This is a genomic window from Ruegeria sp. (assembly GCF_965221235.1).
Classification (GTDB): Bacteria; Pseudomonadota; Alphaproteobacteria; order Rhodobacterales; family Rhodobacteraceae; genus Ruegeria.
In genome coordinates this window covers 2,606,980-2,624,748 of the sequence record NZ_CBDCRS010000004.1, presented here as the reverse complement: position 1 = coordinate 2,624,748, position 17,769 = coordinate 2,606,980, and the positions used below count along the sequence as shown (strand labels likewise).

General features: G+C 59.4%; 20 protein-coding genes. 1 reads left to right on the top strand and 19 read right to left on the bottom strand.

The window, feature by feature from the left end:
- Positions 1-112: 112 nt before the first annotated feature.
- The 17 genes from folD to ruvC form a co-directional block, all read right to left on the bottom strand.
- Positions 113-1,003, bottom strand: a complete 891-nt coding sequence (gene folD / locus ACOQOY_RS16395) for a bifunctional methylenetetrahydrofolate dehydrogenase/methenyltetrahydrofolate cyclohydrolase FolD (RefSeq protein WP_420586427.1) — start codon at positions 1,001-1,003, stop codon at positions 113-115.
- A gap of 51 nt (positions 1,004-1,054) precedes the next feature.
- Complete coding sequence (locus tag ACOQOY_RS16390) at positions 1,055-1,360, bottom strand: chorismate mutase (protein WP_420586426.1); 306 nt, start codon at positions 1,358-1,360, stop codon at positions 1,055-1,057.
- Positions 1,361-1,418: 58 nt separating this feature from the next.
- Positions 1,419-3,095 (bottom strand): formate--tetrahydrofolate ligase, encoded by a 1,677-nt coding sequence (locus ACOQOY_RS16385; protein ID WP_420586425.1) that lies wholly within the window; start codon positions 3,093-3,095, stop codon positions 1,419-1,421.
- A 165-nt stretch (positions 3,096-3,260) separates the two neighbouring features.
- Positions 3,261-3,836, bottom strand: coding sequence for an MOSC domain-containing protein (locus ACOQOY_RS16380; RefSeq protein ID WP_420586424.1), 576 nt, complete (start codon positions 3,834-3,836; stop codon positions 3,261-3,263).
- 95 nt (positions 3,837-3,931) lie between these two features.
- On the bottom strand, positions 3,932-5,851 hold the full coding sequence (ftsH, locus tag ACOQOY_RS16375) for an ATP-dependent zinc metalloprotease FtsH (RefSeq protein ID WP_420586423.1): 1,920 nt from the start codon (positions 5,849-5,851) through the stop codon (positions 3,932-3,934).
- A 76-nt stretch (positions 5,852-5,927) separates the two neighbouring features.
- Positions 5,928-7,181: a tRNA lysidine(34) synthetase TilS gene (gene tilS, locus ACOQOY_RS16370; protein WP_420586422.1), complete on the bottom strand. Its 1,254-nt coding sequence runs from the start codon at positions 7,179-7,181 to the stop codon at positions 5,928-5,930.
- Positions 7,178-8,008: a tol-pal system protein YbgF gene (gene ybgF / locus ACOQOY_RS16365; RefSeq protein WP_420586421.1), complete on the bottom strand. Its 831-nt coding sequence runs from the start codon at positions 8,006-8,008 to the stop codon at positions 7,178-7,180. The genes tilS and ybgF overlap by 4 nt, the downstream gene beginning before the upstream one ends.
- A 4-nt stretch (positions 8,009-8,012) precedes the next feature.
- Complete coding sequence (gene pal, locus ACOQOY_RS16360; RefSeq protein WP_420586420.1) at positions 8,013-8,522, bottom strand: peptidoglycan-associated lipoprotein Pal; 510 nt, start codon at positions 8,520-8,522, stop codon at positions 8,013-8,015.
- Positions 8,523-8,610: 88 nt separating this feature from the next.
- Positions 8,611-9,930, bottom strand: coding sequence for a Tol-Pal system beta propeller repeat protein TolB (gene tolB, locus ACOQOY_RS16355; protein WP_420586419.1), 1,320 nt, complete (start codon positions 9,928-9,930; stop codon positions 8,611-8,613).
- Positions 9,927-11,024 (bottom strand): energy transducer TonB, encoded by a 1,098-nt coding sequence (locus tag ACOQOY_RS16350; protein WP_420586418.1) that lies wholly within the window; start codon positions 11,022-11,024, stop codon positions 9,927-9,929. Before ACOQOY_RS16350 ends, tolB begins: the two co-directional genes overlap by 4 nt.
- Positions 11,025-11,033: 9 nt before the next feature.
- Positions 11,034-11,510, bottom strand: coding sequence for a protein TolR (gene tolR, locus ACOQOY_RS16345; RefSeq protein WP_420586417.1), 477 nt, complete (start codon positions 11,508-11,510; stop codon positions 11,034-11,036).
- 1 nt (position 11,511) lies between these two features.
- Positions 11,512-12,207 carry a protein TolQ gene (gene tolQ, locus ACOQOY_RS16340; RefSeq protein WP_420586416.1) on the bottom strand — a complete coding sequence of 232 codons (696 nt, stop codon included), beginning with the start codon at positions 12,205-12,207 and terminating at the stop codon, positions 11,512-11,514.
- A 109-nt stretch (positions 12,208-12,316) separates the two neighbouring features.
- Positions 12,317-12,724, bottom strand: coding sequence for a tol-pal system-associated acyl-CoA thioesterase (gene ybgC, locus ACOQOY_RS16335; protein ID WP_420586415.1), 408 nt, complete (start codon positions 12,722-12,724; stop codon positions 12,317-12,319).
- Positions 12,725-12,860: 136 nt separating this feature from the next.
- A complete protein-coding gene (locus ACOQOY_RS16330) occupies positions 12,861-13,484 on the bottom strand; it encodes a hypothetical protein (RefSeq protein ID WP_420586414.1) in 624 nt (207 codons plus the stop codon).
- A 64-nt stretch (positions 13,485-13,548) separates the two neighbouring features.
- Entirely contained in the window at positions 13,549-14,568 is a 1,020-nt protein-coding gene (ruvB, locus tag ACOQOY_RS16325; RefSeq protein WP_420586413.1) for a Holliday junction branch migration DNA helicase RuvB, read from the bottom strand.
- Between the two features lie 4 nt (positions 14,569-14,572).
- Entirely contained in the window at positions 14,573-15,247 is a 675-nt protein-coding gene (ruvA, locus tag ACOQOY_RS16320; RefSeq protein ID WP_420586412.1) for a Holliday junction branch migration protein RuvA, read from the bottom strand.
- Positions 15,244-15,741 carry a crossover junction endodeoxyribonuclease RuvC gene (gene ruvC, locus ACOQOY_RS16315; protein ID WP_170326920.1) on the bottom strand — a complete coding sequence of 166 codons (498 nt, stop codon included), beginning with the start codon at positions 15,739-15,741 and terminating at the stop codon, positions 15,244-15,246. Before ruvC ends, ruvA begins: the two co-directional genes overlap by 4 nt.
- 334 nt (positions 15,742-16,075) lie before the next feature.
- On the opposite strand from ruvC, the gene ACOQOY_RS16310 reads away from it, so the two are divergent.
- On the top strand, positions 16,076-16,288 hold the full coding sequence (locus ACOQOY_RS16310; RefSeq protein WP_420586411.1) for a DUF1127 domain-containing protein: 213 nt from the start codon (positions 16,076-16,078) through the stop codon (positions 16,286-16,288).
- A gap of 112 nt (positions 16,289-16,400) precedes the next feature.
- Here ACOQOY_RS16310 and ACOQOY_RS16305 read toward each other — a convergent pair whose 3' ends face one another.
- Positions 16,401-16,760: a hypothetical protein gene (locus ACOQOY_RS16305; RefSeq protein WP_420586410.1), complete on the bottom strand. Its 360-nt coding sequence runs from the start codon at positions 16,758-16,760 to the stop codon at positions 16,401-16,403.
- Positions 16,761-16,859: 99 nt separating this feature from the next.
- Positions 16,860-17,738, bottom strand: a complete 879-nt coding sequence (locus ACOQOY_RS16300; protein ID WP_420586409.1) for a 50S ribosomal protein L11 methyltransferase — start codon at positions 17,736-17,738, stop codon at positions 16,860-16,862.
- Positions 17,739-17,769: the final 31 nt, after the last annotated feature.

Below are 17,769 nucleotides of genomic sequence, written 5' to 3'. Positions count from 1 at the left end.
AGATCATATTCAAACCTGTACAATGCTAACTTGGTGAATTCCCCAGAAAGCAACGAGGCCGAAGAGTGATATCACCCCTCGGCCTCAATAACATTTCATGCGCAGTCAGTGTTTAGGCGGTCAGCCCTTCAGGCTCTGGCAGGCCATTGGCGCGGCAACAGGCCGTCAGCGTGTTGGCCAGCAGGCAGGCGATGGTCATCGGGCCAACCCCGCCCGGTACCGGCGTGATCGCGCCCGCACGCTCGGCAGCGCTGGCATAGTCGACATCGCCGACCAGCTTGTTCTTACCGTCACGCTCGATCCGGTTGATACCCACGTCGATCACGGTGGCCCCTTCCTTGATCCAGTCGCCCGGCACCATCTCAGGCCGCCCAACAGCGGCGACAACGATGTCGGCGCGGCGCACAACATCGGGCAGGTCTTTGGTACGCGAATGCGCGATTGTCACGGTGCAGCTGTCGCCCAGCAACAGCTGCGCCATCGGCTTGCCCACGATGTTCGACCGGCCAATCACAACTGCATCCAACCCGGACAGCGAACCGTGATAATCGCGCAGCATCATCAGGCAGCCCAGCGGGGTGCAAGGCACCATCGACTTCTGACCTGTGCCCAGCAAACCCACGTTCGAGATGTGGAACCCATCCACATCCTTAGCCGGGTCGATCGAGTTAATCACGAGGTCTTCGTTCAGATGCTTGGGCAGCGGCAGCTGCACCAAGATGCCATGAACCGCCGGATCGTTGTTCAGCTTGTCGATCAGCGCCAGAAGGTCCTCTTCCGAGGTCTCGGCGTCCAGCTTGTGCTCATACGAGTTCATGCCGACTTCGACGGTCATCTTACCTTTTGAGCGGACATAGACCTGGCTTGCAGGGTCTTCGCCCACCAGAACCACGGCCAGACCGGGGGTGAGGCCGTTTTGCTCTTTCAGCTTTGCAACGTGTTCGGCCACTTGGCCACGAACCTTGGCCGCAAAGGCCTTACCGTCGATAACCTGCGCTACCATCCTTTGATCCCTTCTTTCAAAAACGGATCGGGTGCGTGCGCACCCGGTTCTTCAGTCGGGGCCGAGCACGCGTTCTTCGCGGGCAATCGACCAGTCAATCAGTATGCGCCAGAGTTTCTCGGCAAGATCGGGGTCCATACCCAGCTCGTCGGAACTCGCGCGCACGCGCTGCACCACGTCTTCGACACGATCCGGGATACGGGCGGGCAGCCCCTCGCCGGGTTTTAGCTGCGACGCGCGGTCGATGTAACCTGCGCGCCTCACCAACATTTCAATCAGTTGGCGATCCAGCTTGTCGATCTGAGCCCGCAATTCCTGCATGGACTGGCAGTCTTGCGGCGGTGTCAGAGTGGGCATGTTCGTCTCCTCATGGCCCGGGGATATCCCCGGACCACGAGATGTATCATTCGGGCGCTTAGAACAAGCCCTCGATCTCACCTGCGTCATTGAGGCAGATCGATTCCGCAGCCGGTTTGCGGGGCAGTCCCGGCATTGTCATGATCTCACCGCAGACAACCACGATGAAGCCAGCACCTGCGGACAGGCGGACCTCACGCACCGGAACCGAGTGGCCGGTGGGCGCGCCGCGCAGGGTCGGGTCGGTCGAGAACGAGTACTGGGTTTTCGCCATACAGACCGGCAGGTTGCCATAGCCCGCTTCTTCCCACTCGCGCAGCTGGTTGCGGATTTTGTTGTCGGCCAAAACTTCGTCAGCGCGATAGATACGCTTGGCGATGGTCTCGATCTTTTCGAACAGCGGCATGTCGTCGGGGTAGATCGGCGCAAAGTTAGCGGCACCGTTTTCGACGATTTCGACAACCTTCTCGGCCAGAGGCGCAGAGCCGTCCGAACCCAGTTCCCAGTGACGCGACAGAACCGCCTCAACACCGTGATCGGCGCAGTAGTCTTTGACTGCCTGCACTTCGTCATCGGTATCGGTGACAAAGTGGTTGATGGCGACAACAACCGGCACGCCGAAGGACTTCACGTTTTCGATGTGACGGCCCAGGTTGGCGCAGCCGGACTGAACCGCGTCGACGTTTTCAGCACCCAGATCGGCCTTTGCCACACCGCCGTTCATTTTCATCGCGCGTACGGTGGCAACCAGCACCACGGCCGACGGAGCGATACCCGCCTTGCGGCACTTGATGTTCATGAACTTTTCGGCACCCAGATCAGCACCAAAGCCCGCTTCGGTCACGACATAGTCAGCAACTTTCAGAGCGGTCTTGGTCGCGATGACCGAGTTACAGCCATGCGCGATGTTCGCGAAGGGGCCACCGTGGACAAAGGCTGGGTTGTTTTCCAGCGTCTGCACAAGGTTCGGCTGCATCGCGTCTTTCAGCAGAACGGTCATCGCGCCTTCGGCCTTGATGTCGCGGCAATAAACCGGCGTCTTGTCGCGGCGGTAAGCGACGATGATGTCACCCAGACGCTTTTCCAGATCTTTCAGGTCGGTCGCCAGACACAGGATCGCCATGACTTCCGAAGCCACGGTGATGTCAAAACCGGTTTCACGCGGGAAGCCGTTCGACACGCCGCCCAGCGAGGCGGTGATCTGACGCAGCGCACGGTCGTTCATGTCGACCACACGGCGCCATGCGACGCGGCGGATGTCGATCTCGCACTCATTGCCCCAGTAGATGTGGTTGTCGATCATCGCCGACAGCAGCGAGTGGGCCGAGGTGATGGCGTGGAAGTCACCAGTGAAGTGCAGGTTCATTTCCTCCATCGGAACTACCTGCGCGTGGCCGCCACCTGCAGCGCCGCCCTTCATGCCGAAGTTCGGGCCAAGCGAGGCTTCGCGGATACAGATCATTGCGTTCTTGCCAATGGCGTTCAGACCGTCGCCCAGACCAACGGTGGTGGTGGTCTTACCCTCACCTGCCGGGGTCGGGTTGATCGCGGTCACAAGAATCAGCTTGCCATCTTCACGGTCCTGCACCGAGTTGATGAAGTCCTGGCTGACCTTTGCCTTGTCGTGGCCGTAGGGCAGCAGATCGTCGCTGGAGATACCCAGCTTGGCGCCGATCTCCTGGATCGGTTTTTTGTTCGCTTCGCGGGCGATTTCGATATCGGATTTGTAGCTCATTGGGCAGGGTCCCTGATTGAATGCCGTGCAAAACCGACGCGGTGCGCCGGCGCTGGGCAATACATACCGTTGTGTACCAACTGGATGGCTATAGATTCCGACATAATTGTGCCGCGAAACGGCGTTGCCGGAAATCGTGAGGTTAAGATCGGAAACGAACGTACCCTAAGGCCGCCAGAGTGGCTGATCCGGTACAAACAGCCGCATTTGGTCGCCGATCCGCAAGGTTCCGGGATGTTCGACCCAACCGGTTACTCCACGCCGCCCTTGAGCTGCTGGTTTGAATGCGGCTCCGTATCCTAAATGATCTGACTCAATCTCGCGGCCGGGCAGGACACACGGCGCGTTCTCCATATCCACCGTGATCGTAGTACCGTTCCCGGCCTGTAGGCGCGATGATGGCGGGACATGGGAAAAATCGGGAATGCCTTTTACCACGATCGACGCACCGAGGTATGACGGATCGAGATCGTCCAATCCCATCTTGTCTGCGATTTCAGCAAGTTCCTCTGCGGAAAGAACCGACACCTGCCTGACATTCCTGATCTCGGTACCCGGCGCATAAAGGTTTTTGACACGGACACAGGACGCCCGGTTCAGCCCTTCATGCCGCTCACCGCTTACGCCGTTAAAGCCGAACTCCAAGGATTGAACAGGTTCCGCCCGCAGTGATTTCCCCTCTGGAACATGGCCCAACCAGACCACTTCACCTGTGTACTCAGTCTCGCGCAAAAACGGCATGGGCCTTCCCTTCTGATCCGCGTCTGTGCCCGCATAATGCGCAGCAACGGCCCGATGAAAAGAGAAAACCCGGAGGCCGGCTCCGGGTTTTCTGGTTATGCTGTTGGCTCAGGCTCCATCCCGCCATCATCTGGCGGAGATTTCTTGACCTTGGTCTTGGGAATCGCCGTGACGCTGGGCGCGCTGCCCTCATCCGGGCTGTCGCCTTCGTCGTCGCCTTCGGTGGGCGACTCGCCATTCATGACGCGCTTGATTTCGTCACCGGTCAGGGTCTCATATTCCAGCAGACCTTGCGCCAAACGCTCCCATTCCTCGTTCTTCTCGGTCAGGATTTTGTGGGCGCGCTCATAGCCCTGCTGGATCAGGCGCTTCACTTCTTCCTCGATCAGCTCTTTGGTATGAGCGGAAACCGAGAAGCCAGCGGTGTTGCCCTGATAGCCCTCATGCGCTTCGGCATAGTCGATGTTGCCAACCTTGTCCGACATGCCCCAACGCATCACCATCGCGCGTGCCAACTGGCTGGCCTGCATGATGTCACCGGCTGGGCCGTTCGAGACATGGTCTTCACCATACTTGATCACCTCAGCAGCCTTACCAGCCATGGTCATGGCCAGCTTCTGCTCACACTCATCGCGGTGATAGTTCAGGCGGTCCATCTCAGGCAGCGAAACCACCATACCCAACGCGCCACCGCGCGGGATGATCGTCGCCTTGTACACCGGATCGCACAGCGGAAGTTCAAGACCGACAACGGCATGACCGGCCTCGTGATAGGCGGTTTTTTCCTTCTGGTCCTGGGTCAGCACCATCGAGCGGCGCTCGGCCCCCATCATAACCTTGTCCTTGGCGTTCTCAAAATCTTCCATGGTGACAAAGCGACGGCCCACACGGGCGGCCATTAGCGCGGCCTCATTCACGAGGTTCGCCAGATCAGCACCCGAGAAGCCCGGAGTACCACGTGCAATGATGCGCAGATCGACGTCGGGACCCAGAGGCGTCTTGCGCGCATGTACGCCCAAAATCTTCTCACGGCCTTTGATGTCGGGGTTGCCTACGGTCACGTTGCGGTCAAACCGGCCCGGACGCAGCAGCGCAGGGTCCAGAACGTCCTTACGGTTGGTGGCCGCCAGAATGATCACGCCTTCATTGGCCTCGAAGCCGTCCATCTCAACCAGCAGCTGGTTGAGGGTCTGTTCGCGTTCGTCGTTACCGCCACCGTAACCGGCGCCACGATGGCGACCCACAGCGTCGATCTCGTCGATAAATACGATACAAGGTGCGTTCTTTTTGGCCTGTTCGAACATGTCGCGGACACGGCTTGCGCCGACACCGACGAACATCTCAACAAAGTCGGAACCCGAGATGGTGAAGAACGGCACGCCCGCCTCACCCGCAATCGCACGGGCCAGCAGCGTTTTACCAGTACCCGGAGGGCCAACCAGCAAAGCGCCTTTCGGGATCTTGCCACCCAGACGGCTGAATTTCTGCGGGTTGCGCAGGAATTCGACGATCTCTTCCAGCTCTTCCTTGGCCTCGTCGATGCCTGCGACGTCATCAAACGTCACCCGACCATGCTTTTCGGTCAGCATCTTGGCCTTGGACTTGCCAAAGCCCATCGCACCGCCTTTGCCGCCGCCCTGCATCCGGTTCATGAAGTAGACCCAGACACCGATCAGCAGCAGGAAGGGAAGCAGCGTGATCAGGAATGACTGAAAGCCCGATTGCTGCTGTTTCACCGCCTGAACGGGGATGTTTTCGTCGATCAGAAGCTTGGTAACTTCGGCATCGGCAGGTTTGATGGTGACATAGGTCGCGCCGCTTTCGGTGGAGTAACGAATCTGCTCTCCGTCCAGCGTCACGTTCTTGACTTCGCCGCTTTCGACGGCCGTCACAAAGTCGGAATAGGTTCTTTCATTGCTCTGAAGCGTTCCGCCTTGTCCGCTGAAAAAATTGAACAGTGCAAGGATCAGCAGAAACAGAACGACCCAGAAGGCGATGTTACGAGCGTTGCCCAAGGAAAATCTCCCAAAAGATTTCGGCAGGTGGGGGTCTGCCGGGTTGCTCTATAAAATAGAGATGATTCAAGCAGGTTCAATGCGATAAAAGCGAAGAGTAAAACTCAGGCCATTGCGGGGCCATTTCCGCCGTCCAGCCGTTGGAATAGTCTGCCGAAGGTGCCGACAGCAGGTTTTCGCCGCACCAAACCGCTGGTGAGGACAAAAGCACTGCTCGGGGTTTGCCCAGGGCGCGCCAGTCTGGCACCTGCGGCAAACCGACCTCCCCCAGCGCGCGAACCTCGGCGTCGCGGGTCTGAGGACCGGACAGAACCCAGCGGTTATCCCAGACCTCATGCGGCGACGCAGTTTCCAACGCCACTGTGTTTAGCTCTCTGCAAAACCACGTTTTATCGCCTTTGGGGACAAGCAGGCAGCCTGACAGGGTCAGTGTGTGGCCGTCCCGAACAGCCCCCACCGCCTGATCAACCGCAGATCGGCGTGGAGGGTATCCCGGTCCTGAAATCCAAGCGATGATCCCGATAACCAACCGCCTTTGGATTTCTTCAGGAAGCTGCACGAACCCGCTGCGGTCGACGCAAACATCTCCGCGATCAACAGTGGCGACTTTGAGCGCGGAATCCCGCGTAAACTGCGCCAGCGCCTCACGTGCTTGTGCAAGATTTTCAGCCACACGCGCCAGCGACTCAGCAGAAATACCCAGCGGGCCCAACTCAGACAGTGCCTGACGCGCCTTGATCCGGTCGAATTTCAGGTCGTGATTCGAAGGGTCCTCGATCCAGCTTGCTCCGATCTCTGCCAGATAATCACGAAGCGCTTGTCGGGTAATCCCGAGCATCGGGCGCAGCAACGTCACTCCATCCTGATCCCGCGTGATCGACATGCCTGACATGCCAGTCACTCCGGCAGCGCGGCCCAACCGCATCAGGAGGGTTTCAGCCTGATCATCCGCTGTATGGCCCAAAGCAATCGCATGCAAGTCGTTGCGCCGCGCCCAATCGGTCAGCAACCCATAGCGCGCCTGACGCGCCCTATCCTGAAGGTTCCCTTCGCCGTCCCAGCCGTGCCACGGCAAGATTTCGTGCGAAATGCCCATTTGCGCGGATTGTTCGGCGACCCGAGCGGCCTCGGCCCCAGATTCTGGGCGCAAACCGTGATCAACCGTGGCCGCGAGTAATTCCACTTGCTCGGCCTGCGCGATGTCATACAGCAGATGCAACAGCGCGACCGAATCCCCGCCACCAGAAACGGCCACGCCTAAACGCGACGGCAGCCTCTCAGGCAGCCGCGCGCGGAGTTTGGACCCTAGAGTTTCGCTCTGATCGCTCAAGAACAGCCCAGCGACGCCATTTCCTGCGTGGCTGCGGAGACGGTGGGTGAAGCCGGAAAACGAACGCCGACCTCGGACAGGGTAATACAGGCCTGATCGGTCTGTCCCAGACGACCCAGTGCGGCACCCAGTTCGAACAGGGCCTCTGGGGCAAATGCACCCTCAGAATCCCCGGTAAAGCTGGCCAGAAACGCCCGCGCAGCCTCACGCGTGTCACCCAGACCTTCCAGAGCCTGCCCGCGCTTCAAATTTGCTTCGGGGGCCAGAGGACTACCGGGGTACGAAGTGTCAAACTGGGCGAACTGATCGGCTGCGGCTTGAAAATTCCCCTCGGCCAAGGCCAGTGCGGCAGCGTCGAAGTCTGCGCGCTCTCCGACCGCTAGCTCTCCTTGCTCAGAAACGGATGGGCTTGCTGGCGCGATTGTTGCAGGTGCGGCGGCGGTGATTTCCGTTTCGCCACCCAAGGTCGAGGTTTCACCGATAGCGCTCAGGTCACCACCTTCAAGCTCAACCAAGCGAAACTCCAAATCCCCAATCCGGTTTGTGCCATCGGTTACAACATTCTGCACCCGTTGGTTCAATTGCTCGGTCTGGCGTGTCAGGCGTTGAAGCTCGGCCTCGATAGCGTCCACGCGTTCAAGGATGGAACTGCCGGACAGGTTCGGGGCTGGCGAACCGGTGGTCGAAAACTCTCGCTTCAGGCGCTGAATTTCCACATGCAGAACCGTCAGCTCCTGACGAATGTCCGCCAGCGTTTGCTGATCCTGCGCTTGCGCCACGCCAGCGGTCGCAACGACCGCGGCCAGAACCCATCCTGCAACTCTCATTGTCTTACCCCAAGGTTGAACCGGTCAGCACCGTCACCGCACGGCGGTTCTTGGAATAGCAATCCTCGGTGCTGCAAATCTCGATCGGGCGTTCCTTGCCATAGCTGACCGTGGTCAGACGGTTGCCCGCCACACCGCGCGAGATCAGATACTCACGTGCCGCATTCGCACGGCGTGCGCCCAGTGCGAGGTTATATTCCCGCGTACCCTGCTCGTCCGCGTGGCCCTCGATGGTCGCCACGAAATCCGGGTTGGCCAGCAGCCAGTCGGCCTGTCCCTGCAAGATCGTCTGCGCCTGCGGTGTCAGGGTCGACTGATCCACCGAGAACAACACCCGGTCTCCAACGGTTTGCTGGAAATACGCAGGCGAGCGCGGATCACTTGGCGAGCCCGGCGCGATGGCACCATTTGCGCCATTGCCAAAGCCGCCCCCAAGGGCCGACGGATCGTTGTTGGTACACGCGGCCATGACGCTCAGCACGCCCAAGGCCATGATTTTGCCCAATACATTCATTTCAAGTGCCTCGTTGTTTTATCGGTTTATTGCCGTCTCTTTAGCACAGTGCAGGATTTTTGTGAACTTTTCCAAGCCCCTGCCCCGATCACTTCTGCAATGGCCCCCAGGACGGGTCACTGCCGCCATCCGGCGTGCGCACCGGCCGCAGGTTCCGGCCCGAGATATCCACCGAATAGAGCGTCGCCCGACCGCTTGCACCCTGGGTTTCCCGCGTGAACATGATGACCCGGCCATTCGGCGACCAGGTTGGCCCTTCGTCGAGGAATGAGGAGGTCAGCAGACGTTCCTCGCTGCCATCCGTGCGCATCACGCCGATATGGAACCGGCCTTTGTTCTGCTTGGTAAAGGCGATCAGATCGCCCCGCGGCGACCAGACGGGTGTGCCATACCGGCCCTGACCAAAGCTGATCCGCGTCGCCTCACCCCCGTTTGCTGGCATGATATAGAGCTGAGGCGTACCCGAACGGTCGCTTTCAAACACGATCTGCGAGCCGTCCGGCGAATAGCTGGGGGCGGTCTCAATCGCTGGTGTGTTGGTCAGACGCACGCTCTGGCCCGAGGCCAGATCCATCTTCCACAGGTCCGTATTGCCGCCCTGAATCAACGAATAGACGATGGATCGCCCATCTGGCGAGAAGCGCGGCGAAAAGCTCATCGTTCCGCCCTGCGTGTTCAACTCGGTCCGTCTGACGCGGTCGACGTCCAGCACATAGATGCGCGGTTGGCCGGTTTCGTAGCTGGTATAAAGCAAGCGGTCGCCCGAGGGCGAAAACCGCGGGGCCAGCACGATGGCTGCGCTGTCGGTCAGGTACTGCACATTCGCGCCGTCATAATCCATGATCGCCAGACGCTTCAGGCGCTGATCCTTGGGGCCGCTTTCCGACACAAACGCAACGCGGCTGTCGAAATAGGCGCCTTCACCGGTGATCCGGCTATAGACCTGATCGGCCACCTTATGCGCCATGCGACGCCAGCCATCCGTGGTTCCAGAGAATTGCAAACCTGTTCCCAATTCCTGCCCTGCGAAGACATCCCAGACCCGAAACCGCACCGTCAGACGATTGCCCGAGACATTCACCGCACCCGTCACCAGAGCCTGCGCGTTGATCGCCTTCCAGTCCGGAAACTGCACCGGAGAATCAAAGCTGCTGACCTGACTGATATAGGCCTCGGGTGAGATTTCGCGGAACAACCCCGTCCCGGTCAGGTCCGCAGCCACCACGCGCGAAATGTCGATTGCATATTGCGCCGCAGCTGCGCTGTCAGGCACGAAACTCGGGGCTGCGAATGGCAAGGGTTCGATGACGCCCGCAGTTACATCCAGACGCAGCGGCCCGTTTTGGGCGTGCGCCGGGACCGTTAAAAGCGTAAGCCCGAGCAATAGACTGGTCAGAAATCTCATCATTTGATCCGCATCCTCTCGGGATTGAATGTAATCTCAATATCCTGCCACTGAGCGTATTTCTCAGCAGGCAGGTCATATCCTCTGGCCCCACAGCGCAAGACGGCCCGACGGGCGGCTTGATACGCCTGCTCGACGGAACCGGTTGTCCCTCCCGAACTGCTCAGAAGTTTAACGCTGTTGCCTACAACTTTTCCATCCGGGGTCAGAGAAAACCCGACCACCACCACCGTTCTCAGCGCATCCGTCGAAAGCGCGCCTACGTTCCAGCACCGCGAAACCGCCAGACGCATAGCGTCTTTCTCTCCGCTGGTCAGAGGCGGGCCGGAAGGTTCACTGTCCTGACTAAGCGCCTCAGCCAGCGCATCATTTATTGCGGTTTCGGTCGCCGCGGGTTCTGACGGGGCAGGCTCTTGCTCCTCAGCCACCTCGGGCTGCGCCGGAGGCGCGGGCCGGTTGGGCCGGACCCTTGGGCGGGGAGATGTGCGAGGGGCGTTGTCCTCGGTCTCTTCCGCCTCGGTTACGATCTGGTCGGTGGCCTCCTCAGGCGCGGTCTGGTCCTGCTGTTCCTGCTGGGTTTCCGCCCCTTCATCCAATGACACAGGCGGTGTTTCCACGACATCAGGCTGCGCTTCCGGCGGCGGGGGTGCGACTGGTTCCGGCGCGACCTTATCAGCCGGGCGCGGCTGCGCCTCGGGCCCCGGAGGTACTGGCAGAACTTCGGTCACAGTTTCGGGCTGGTCCAAAGTCGGCGGTTCTTCTACCACCTCTGGTTCAGGCGGGGCCTCGACCGGCTCCGGCACCTGTTCGGGCTCGGGTTCGACCGGGGTTGAAACCTCAGGCCGGGGCTGTTCCTCTTCAACCGGTTCCGGTGGCGCGACCTCAACCTCTGGCGCTTCCGGAGGCTGTAGGGCGGCGGGCGTCGGCACCACGGGCGCATTGCTTTGGGCAGATAGTGCGTCGAACTGCTCAGCCGAGATCACCGAAACCTCCTGCACGGCCAAGGGCAACGGCTCGGACCGGAAGGTGCCGCCGAACAAGGCCCATCCGATCAGACTCACATGGGCAATCGCCGAGATCTTGGTGCCGGTATCCACCGTGCGGCCTCACTCTCCACCTTCGTCCAGGGTCGGCCCGCCGGTATCGGTCACAAGGCCCACATTGGAAAACCCACCCGCATTCAACGCACCCATCACCTGCATCACCTGCGCATAAGGGATCGCCCCATCGGCGCGCAGGAACACACGGTCACTGCTGCGTTCTGCCGCAATGGCACGCAATCTGCCAATCAACTCTTCGCGTTGCACATCCGTGGTCTGGATTTGCACCTGCCCATCTGCGGTCAGCGTCACGGTCAGGGGTTCTTCGTTATCACCCGGCAAGGCGCTGGCTGCCGTTTTGGGCAGATCGACCGGCACGCCCACGGTTAGCAAAGGGGCGGCCACCATGAAGATGATCAGCAGCACCAGCATGACGTCCACAAACGGAGTCACATTGATCTCAGCCATAGGCTGCGCCCGACCGCGACGCCGCCCGCGCCTGCGCCCGTTTCCGCCCGAAGGCTGCTGAACCGCCGCGCCCATGTCAGCTGTCCAACTGGCGCGACAGGATGGTGGCAAACTCGTCGGCAAAGGCCTCATAGCCGCCAACGATCCGGTCACTATCCGCGCTGAGCTTGTTGTAGAAAATTACCGCCGGTATCGCCGCCAGCAGGCCCAAGCCAGTGGCCAGCAGCGCCTCGGCAATACCCGGTGCCACAACGGCGAGGTTTGTGTTCTGCTGCTCGGCAATCTCGATAAACGCGTTCATGATTCCCCAAACGGTGCCGAACAGGCCGATGAACGGCGCGGTCGAACCCACAGTCGCCAGAATGGGCAAGCCCTTTTGCAGAGTCTCAGCCTCCTTCGCGATCGCCACATCCATCGACCGGTCAATCCGCGCAGTAGCCCCGGCAATCAGTCCCCCATCGGTGCGATGGGATCGCCGCCATTCGATCATACCGGAGGCAAAGATCTTCTCGGAACTTCCATCGGGCTGCGTGCCAATCTGCTCGAACAACTCATCCAAAGGGTTCCCGGACCAGAAACTTTCATCAAACACCTGTGCCTCGCGCCGGGCGGCGCGGTAGTTGATCAGTTTCTGAATGATGATCGCCCAAGACCAAATGGATGCGCCGATCAGCATCAACATCACCAGTTTGACGATAAAGGTCGCGCGGGCATACAGCCCCCACATGGAGAAATCGATCTCCTGCGCCAGCGCCAGCGTTTCAGCTTCCATAGATATGCTCTTTGTTCTGCCTGATGGCCGTTCGTTTGGCCTTGTTTTGCCAAACGCTAAACCAGTTGGTCCTGAAAAGCCAACAGAACCACCCCAACGCCGCAATTTGTTACAGCAATGCGCGAATCTCTGCCGGAAGCCTTACAGGTTTGCCCTGTGCATTCATGCAGACCGCAGTGACGGTGGCGCGAAAAATCTCGGTCTCACCCCGCTTGACCAGTTGCCCCATCGTCAGGCGAACGCCGGATCGTGACAGAAATTCGGTTTCGATGATCAATTCATCTTCGAACCGCGCCGGAGCCAGATAATCCGCCTCAATCCGTCGAATGACCCAGACGATCCCTTCGTCGCGCATCGCGTTCTGATCATTCCCCAACCGCCGCACATAATCCGAGCGGGCGCGTTCGATATATTTCAGATAGTTCGCGTGATAAACCACGCCGCCCATATCGGTGTCTTCATAATAGACCCGCACGGAATATAGGTGCTTTGGCGGCTCAGCTTTCTGGTCGGTCATTACGGTTTTCCCGGTTACTCAATCTGCGCCAAAGGGCCGGTTGCGGGGCTGAACCAGATTCACACAAATGCGCAACCACGTGCAATCCCTGCGAGGGCCGAAATTCCAGTTTCGGTCGGCCAAAGTTCAATCAGGCCTATTGCGGCTGCTGCATCCGCGCAAACAACCGCAACGCGTGCGACGCATCCTGCGCCGCACCTGGCAGCACGGGGTCATAAGCGGCGCGGATCAATTCACCGATTTCCGGGCGCAGAACCGTTGTGTTCCCGGCCACAGCCAGCGGCGACTGCGTGCGGAATGCCGTGTCTGACCACAGTAAAATGGTCTGAACCACCTGACTCAGTGCCAGCGTTTCGGCGGGAATCTTTGACAATTCCGCGTCCATCCTCAGAAACACGAAACCCGCACGGATCGCGCCATCTTCTTCAAACCGGAAAATCCGATACTGATTGGCCTCTGCCGCCACCAGACGTTCAACCAAAGGCACGAGGTCCGGGATCAGCCGATCGAGATCCGGCACCTCAAGCAGTTCCTGCCACTCCCGAAAGAAAAAGACCATGCAATTGGCCCCCAGTTCGGGATCGGTCTCGGCCATCTTGTGACCCGCCAAAGCAACAACCGCCTCAAAGGCGCCCTTGACGGTGGACAGAGTCTCATCCTCGACGCCAAAAACGATCGGCACAAGCGGTCGCCCCCAACGGGCAAGCAGAAATTCGCCACTTTCGCGCGTAAACAGCGCCTCGATCTGATCGGGTGTCACGCCCCGTCCCTTCTTCTTGTTTTAAACACGGCCGCCGGACGCATAAAATCCAAACGCGGCTACTTCAACCAAACAGATCGCTCTGCCCTTTGGGCGCAGCCATCCCCAAATGCGCCCACGCCTTTTGCGCCAGCATCCGGCCGCGAGGCGTTCGCTGGATCAAACCTTGTTGTAGCAGATAGGGCTCAATCACCTCTTCCAACGAATCCCGGCTTTCCGACAGCGCCGCCGACAGGGTCTCGATCCCTACCGGCCCACCGGCATAATTCTCGGCAATCAGCGTCAGATAGCGACGGTCCGCGCCATCCAGTCCCAGATTGTCCACGCCCAGCCGCGTCAGCGCACCGTCAGCCAACTCGCGGGTAATGCGCCCGTCGCCCTCGACAATGGCGAAGTCCACCACCCGGCGCAGCAGCCGCCCGGCGATCCGTGGCGTTCCGCGCGACCGGCGCGCAATCTCACGAGCTCCATCGTCATCGGCAGGCGCGCCCAGCTTGCGGGCATTGCGGGTGACGATCTCATGCAATTCGTCCACCGTGTAGAACTGCAACCGCGTCGGAATGCCAAAGCGGTCGCGCAACGGCGTGGTCAGCAGGCCCATTCGCGTGGTCGCCCCAACCAGAGTGAAAGGCTGCAACTCAATCCGAACTGTGCGCGCGGCAGGGCCTTCGCCGATCACGAGGTCCAGCTCAAAATCCTCCATCGCCGGATAAAGCACTTCTTCCACCGCCGGGTTCAGCCTGTGAATTTCGTCAATGAACAGTACATCCCGCGATTCCAGATTGGTCAGGATCGCCGCCAGATCGCCTGCTTTAGCCAACACTGGACCAGAGGTCATACGGAAATTTACCCCCAGCTCACGCGCCATGATCTGCGCCAGAGTGGTTTTGCCCAATCCCGGAGGGCCATGAAACAGCGTATGATCCATCGCCTCGCCCCGCTGACGGGCAGATTGGATGAAAACACGCAGGTTGGCACGCGCCTCGGCCTGACCGATAAACTCGTCCAGCCCCTGCGGACGTAGCGCCCTATCATTATCTTCTGGCAAAGGATCTGGGCGCAGGGTGGGATCAGCGTCTACCATTCAATCACCCTTTCGGTGCAAGTAATTTCAACGCCGCACGGATCAACTCGGCCTCACCCGCATCAGGCAGGCTGGCCGCAGCTTCGGCAACCGCCGAGGCTGCCTCGGACGGCCCATAACCCAGATTGGACAGCGCTGATAACGCCCCTGCCGACGCCGCAGAACCCGAGGCGCGTCTGGTGGCCGGTTTGGGCGCAGGGACCGGTTCGGCCAATTCAACGACCTCAAGATCAGGGCCGTCCATCGCCTCGGTCACGGTTCCACCCATCGCCATCACACCCGGCGCCTTATCCTTGAGATCCAACACAATGCGTTGCGCCGTCTTCGGCCCAACCCCCTTGGCGGCCTTCACAGCGCCCCAATCTCCCAAAGCAATCGCACGGCTGACCCCATCTGGCCCCAAAGCCGACAGAATTGCCAGCGACACCTTCGCCCCCACACCTTGAACCGAGCACAGCAACCGATGCCATTCCTTCTCGACCAGAGACAGAAACCCGTAAAGCTGCATCAGGTCCTCACGCACAACCATATCGGTGTAGATCGAGACGGCCTCTCCTACCCCCGGCAAGGCGGCCATGGTTCGATCCGAGCAATAGACGATATAGCCAACGCCTCGCACGTCGATCAGCACGTGATCTGCTGCACGGTAATCCAAACGCCCTGTCAGTTTGCCAATCATGCCCGCACCTCTTTCATCCGCGCCTGAGGCGCTGCGCCGTAATAAGAGTGACAGATGGCAATCGCCAGCGCATCCGCCGCGTCAGCTCCTTTGGGCTGGCAACCCGGCAATTGAAGCTTGACCATGTGAAGGACCTGCTCTTTCTCGGCATGGCCGACACCCACGACCGTCTTCTTGACCCGATTGGGCGCGTACTCTCCGACCGGCAATCCAGCCTGCGCCAGCGTCAGCAACGCCACGCCCCGTGCCTGACCAAGTTTCAAAGTCCCAGCCCCGTCCTTATTGACAAAGGTCTGTTCGATGGCTGCCTGATCCGGCTGATGTTCGGCAATAACCTCGACAATCTGGTTGTGCAGCGACAGCAATCGCTCTCCCAGATCGTCTCCGTCTGACTTACACAAGCCGTTGGCAACATGGCTAAGACGGCTGCCATGCGATTCGATGACGCCCCACCCCAGGGTTCTGAGCCCCGGATCAATGCCCAAAATCCGCATATTTTGCCTCGGCCTGCTCGGGTTTTTGTGATCTTTCTTACCGATTAGCACGAAGCGTGAACATTTTCCAAGCAAATTGACCCGGAACCCGAAAACGACAGACCTGTTCCACCGGCGACAGATCGGCCTGATTGCGACAGCAAAACGTCTGATTTCGACACGGTTCATGACCGAAAAATGGCCAACAAATTAAGGAGTTTTAACGATTTTCGCGGCATGCAGAAATTGCATAGGACACATGCAATTTCTGCACTTGCATCGCCAATTCGACATCACTAGATGCCGCTCAGATCGGATGATCGAGAACTTAACTCTAACCAGAAGGAAACAGGATATGGCTGCACTGGACACCACCCGCACCACCACTGGCTCGTTCGGCCTCGTTGGCCGTATCGGCGCGATTTTCGCATCGGTCGTAAATGCCGTAATCGAATGGAATGACGCTCGCGCAACCCGCAACGCGCTGAGCACTCTTTCAAATCGCGAACTGGACGACATCGGACTGTGCCGTGGCGACATCGACGCTGTAGCAGCAGGCCGTCGTTAAGACCTGGTTAGCTACCACTTTTCTGCCCTCATCTCCCTCGGGGCAAAACAGAACGCCGCACATCGCAAGATGGGCGGCGTTTTTCGTCAGAAGCAACCGTTTCAGGCCGATGTCAGAGTTGGCTGATCCACGGCAAATAGGTGGTGATCTGTGTCGCAAAGAACTCGGACACTGGGTCAATCTGCATCATCCACGCTCCGGCTTTTTCAACCGAGGTCCCCTCAGCAAGGCTGTCGACCCGGTACTGATAGGCTGACGCACCTAAGCTGGTGAGCAAAAACGTTTTGAACACGAACAGACCGCAAAGGCACAGCAGAAGGACCTTTGCCGGAACAGCGGACTTAACCCTCTGCGGCTTCATCACCACAAGGCCATCTTTGCGCATGGATGCACGATAGCCGCGGCTCATCTTCGCGTGCTTTTTGTTCAGGCGGTGAACGCGCTGATCAAATTCCAGTTGTTTTCCCGTCATGGCAGCCTCCTCAAGAACCGCCCCCGTATCCACGAAATGACGGTAGTTGCAGATTGCGACAAAAAAGAGGCGAGAATCCATGAATCTCCTGCAAATGGTCTAATTTAAGCCCTGTTTGCTTAAGATTAGCGTCGTCCACTCGCCAATTTCATCCCTTTTGGCAAGATTGAACCCGTTTTGTGAATAAACCGACACCACATCATCGGCCTGTTCATTGAGGATTCCCGACAAGATTGCATAGCCGCCGTCGCGTAGATTCGCCCCGATTTCCGGCGACAGAGCTACCAGAGGACCCTTGAGAATATTAGCGAAAATCAAGTCATAAGGAGCGTTCGCTTGCAGGTCGGGGTGATCGAATCCAGCAGCCTCGACGCACTGAACCTGACCTGACATGCCGTTGGCCTTCAGATTCGCTTCGGCCACGTCCACAGCGACCTGATCAATATCGCTGGCGATGATGTCGCCGTCCCAAACGCGCGCAGCCGCCATGGCCAGAACGGCGGTGCCGCAGCCGATATCAGCCACCTTGGACGCCGAAAACCCATCGTTCAGCAAATGGTCCAGCGCCTTGAGACAGCCCAGCGTGGTGCCGTGATGGCCAGTGCCAAAGGCCATCGCCGCCTCGATCAGCAACGGAATGCGGCCTTCGGGCAGCTTGTCGGCATCGTGGCTGCCATAGACGAAGAACCGCCCGGCCTCGACCGGGGCCAGCTCGCGGCGCACATGCGCCACCCAATCGGTTTCGGGCAGTTCCGAGACGACGAAGGGCTTGGCTTCGAACGCAGCGGCCAGAACGGCCAGCGCGGTTTCATCGGGCGCTTCGGTGAAATAGCCACCAACCTCCCACAGGCCCGAGCCGTCTTCGACCTCGAACACACCGACGCCTGTGGGTTCCGGGTCAAGACGCTCCATCGCTTCGCCCAAGCCTTCGGCTGCTTTCTTGCCGGTCAGAGTGGTCAGCGCGGTGAATGTGGGCATGGGGACCTCCTGTCTCAGTTGAGACAGCGCC